This window comes from Streptomyces fuscigenes (genome assembly GCF_021556455.1).
In the GTDB taxonomy this organism is placed as follows: domain Bacteria; phylum Actinomycetota; class Actinomycetes; order Streptomycetales; family Streptomycetaceae; genus Streptomyces; species Streptomyces fuscigenes.
In genome coordinates this window covers 1-3,529 of record NZ_JAKGCV010000520.1, presented here as the reverse complement: position 1 = coordinate 3,529, position 3,529 = coordinate 1, and the positions used below count along the sequence as shown (strand labels likewise).

The 3,529-nt window shown below is 74.2% G+C and carries 2 protein-coding genes and 1 pseudogene; 2 read left to right on the top strand and 1 reads right to left on the bottom strand.

Going from position 1 to position 3,529, the window contains the following annotated elements:
- Nucleotides 1–148: 148 nt before the first annotated feature.
- Together radA and disA are read left to right on the top strand one after the other, a co-directional pair.
- On the top strand, nt 149–1,558 hold the full coding sequence (radA, locus tag L1885_RS25635) for a DNA repair protein RadA (protein WP_235799545.1): 1,410 nt from the start codon (nt 149–151) through the stop codon (nt 1,556–1,558).
- Between the two features lie 44 nt (nt 1,559–1,602).
- Nucleotides 1,603–2,736, top strand: coding sequence for a DNA integrity scanning diadenylate cyclase DisA (gene disA, locus L1885_RS25630; RefSeq protein ID WP_235799544.1), 1,134 nt, complete (start codon nt 1,603–1,605; stop codon nt 2,734–2,736).
- A 276-nt stretch (nt 2,737–3,012) separates the two neighbouring features.
- On the opposite strand, the pseudogene L1885_RS25625 reads toward disA, so the two are convergent.
- A pseudogene (locus L1885_RS25625) lies at nt 3,013–3,529 on the bottom strand (hypothetical protein); the annotation flags it as partial.

The following is a 3,529-nucleotide window of genomic DNA, read 5'->3' as shown; positions in this document are numbered from 1 at the left end:
AGGCGCCACGGCGACACGCTCGTGTCCTGCGACGGCTCCCACGCGCTCGTGGACCTGCCCGTGCCCGGCGCGCAGGCATCCCTCGGGGACCTGATGGACCCGAGGGACCCGGACGGGACTGTCGGTGGCGGGCTATACGGTGAGCGCCATGGCCACCCGTACCAAGACCGCCAAGGACAGGCCGTCCTTCCGCTGCACCGAGTGCGGCTGGACGACCGCGAAGTGGCTCGGCCGCTGCCCCGAGTGCCAGGCCTGGGGCACCGTCGAGGAGTACGGCACGCCCGCCGTGCGCACCACGTCGGCCGGCCGTGTGACGGCCGCCGCCGTGCCGATCGGCGAGGTCGACGGCCGCCAGGCGACGGCCCGTTCCACGGGCGTGCCGGAGCTGGACCGGGTGCTCGGCGGGGGGCTGGTGCCCGGCGCGGTGGTGCTGCTGGCCGGCGAGCCGGGCGTCGGCAAGTCGACGCTCCTGCTGGACGTGGCGGCGAAGGCCGCGAGCCCGGAGCACCGCACGCTGTATGTGACGGGCGAGGAGTCCGCGAGCCAGGTCCGGCTGCGCGCCGACCGCATCCGCGCGCTGCACGACGATCTCTACCTGGCGGCGGAGACGGACCTGTCGGCGGTGCTCGGCCACCTCGACGCGGTGAAGCCGTCCCTGCTGGTCCTCGACTCCGTGCAGACGGTGGCGTCCCCGGAGATCGACGGCGCCCCCGGCGGCATGGCGCAGGTGCGGGAGGTGGCGGGCGCGCTGATCCGGGCGTCCAAGGAGCGCGGGATGGCGACGCTGCTGGTCGGCCACGTCACGAAGGACGGCGCGATCGCGGGTCCGCGCCTCCTGGAGCACCTGGTGGACGTGGTGCTCCAGTTCGAGGGCGACCGGCACGCCCGGCTGCGGCTGGTGCGCGGCGTGAAGAACCGCTACGGGACGACGGACGAGGTCGGCTGCTTCGAGCTGCACGACGAGGGCATCACCGGCCTCGCGGACCCGTCGGGCCTGTTCCTGACCCGGCGCGACGAGCCGGTGCCCGGCACCTGCCTGACGGTCACGCTGGAGGGCCGCAGGCCGCTGGTCGCCGAGGTGCAGGCGCTGACGGTCGAATCGCAGATCCCCTCGCCGCGCCGTACGACGTCCGGCCTGGAGACGTCCCGCGTCTCGATGATGCTGGCGGTGCTGGAGCAGCGCGGCCGGATCTCCGCGCTCGGCAAGCGCGACATCTACAGCGCGACGGTCGGCGGGGTGCGGCTGACCGAGCCCGCCGCCGACCTGGCGGTGGCGCTCGCGCTGGCGTCGGCGGCGAGCGACACCCCGCTGCCGAAGAACCTGGTCGCCATCGGCGAGGTGGGGCTCGCGGGCGAGGTCAGGCGGGTGACGGGGGTGCAGCGCAGGCTGGCCGAGGCGCATCGGCTGGGCTTCACGCACGCGCTCGTTCCGGGGGACCCGGGGAAGGTTCCCGCCGGTATGAAGGTCACGGAAGTGGCCGACATGGGCGACGCGCTGCGTGTCCTGCCGCGCCGGGCTCGCGCGGACGCCCCGCGGGGCGAGGATGTGCGCCGGTAGACTTTGCCCTGGTCTCGCCCATCCGTACGAGCCGGAGGAATGCAGTGGCAGCAGGCGACCGGGGGTCGGCACCCGGAAAGTCCGGCGCGGGCTCCGGCGGTTCCGGCGGTGAATCGCTCATGCGGTCGTCGCTCAGCGCAGTCGCGCCGGGCACGACGCTGCGGGACGGTCTGGAGCGGATCCTGCGCGGCAACACCGGCGGCCTCATCGTCCTCGGCATGGACAAAACGGTCGAGTCGATGTGCACGGGTGGCTTCGTGCTCGACGTCGAGTTCACGTCGACGCGGCTGCGCGAGCTGTGCAAGCTCGACGGCGCGCTGATCCTCGACAAGGACATCACCAAGATCCTGCGGGCCGGCGTCCAGCTGGTGCCGGACGCGTCCATCCCCACGGAGGAGACGGGCACCCGCCACCGCACGGCCGACCGGGTCTCCAAGCAGTGCGGCTTCCCCGTCGTCTCCGTCTCCCAGTCCATGCGGCTGATCGCGCTGTACGTCAACGGCGAGCGGCGCGTCCTGGAGGAGTCCGCGGCGATCCTGTCCCGCGCGAACCAGGCGCTCGCCACGCTGGAACGCTACAAGCTGCGCCTGGACGAGGTCGCGGGCACGCTGTCGGCGCTGGAGATCGAGGATCTCGTCACGGTGCGTGACGTGACGGCGGTGGCGCAGCGCCTGGAGATGGTGCGCCGGATCGCCACGGAGATCGCCGAGTACGTGGTGGAGCTGGGCACGGACGGCCGCCTGCTGACCCTCCAGCTGGACGAGCTGATCGCGGGCGTCGAGCCCGAGCGGGAGCTGGTCGTGCGGGACTACGTGCCGGAGCCCACGGCGAAACGCTCCCGCACGGTCGCGGAGGCGCTGGACGAGCTGAACGCGCTGACCCACACCGAACTGCTCGAACTGCCCATGGTGGCGCGCGCCCTCGGCTACACGGGCTCGCCCGAGACGCTGGACGCGGCGGTGTCCCCGCGCGGCTACCGCCTGCTGGCGAAGGTGCCCAGGCTCCCGGGCGCGATCATCGAGCGGCTGGTGGAGCACTTCGGCGGACTGCAGAAGCTGCTGGCGGCGAGCGTCGACGACCTCCAGACCGTGGACGGGGTCGGGGAGGCCCGGGCCCGCAGCGTCCGCGAGGGCCTGTCGCGCCTGGCCGAGTCGTCCATCCTGGAGCGCTACGTCTGACGGTCCGCCGGACCGCGCGGGCAGGACGGGCCGGGCCGAACGCTGCGGCCACCGGGAGACCGGTCGGCGGGCCCGGACGGGCGCCGGACACCTCCGGGCCCCGGAACGGGAACGGGCACGGTCCGTGACCGCGTCGGCAGCCCGGCGCGGCAGCCCCCGAACGCGGCGGCCCCGAACGCTCCGATCGCCGGGCGGGCCGGCCACCGAAGCCGACGGCCGTGCGGCGGGCCGTCCACCGTGCGAGGGGCCGGCGCCCGCCGGGACGGCCCCCGTGCCTCAATCCTGGTCCAGGCGGATGGACTTCTGCGACTGGTCCTTCGGGACGGTGGCCGCACCCGTGGCGATCTGCGCCAGGTACGTGCCCGCGGCCGCGGCGGGCGGGGTGGCGCCGGAGCACTTCGTCGTGGAGTGCCTGCGGTCCCAGGTGACCGTGCGGGCGACGGTGGAGTGGGCGGGGATCTCGAAGTACTGGCCGCTGCTCGCCGCGCAGTCCTTGGACGTCCAGATCCGGTCGTCGTCGGAGTTCGTGATGGTCAGGACCATGCTTTTGGGCCCGAGGTCGACCTTGCAGGCCGTGCCGGAGCCGTTCGTCGCCACCAGCCGGAACGTGGGCTTCTCGTCGGGGTCGTAGGCGACCTTCGTGCTGGCGAGGCCGATCTTCAGGGCCCCCTTGCCGCAGGTGGGCAGGGCCGACGAGGACGCCACCCGGCGCGCCTCGGGGATGGCCGCGAGTCCGGAGCCGCCGGCCGCGCCCCCGGCCGCCGCGGCCCCGCCACCGCCCGAGCCGCCCGAG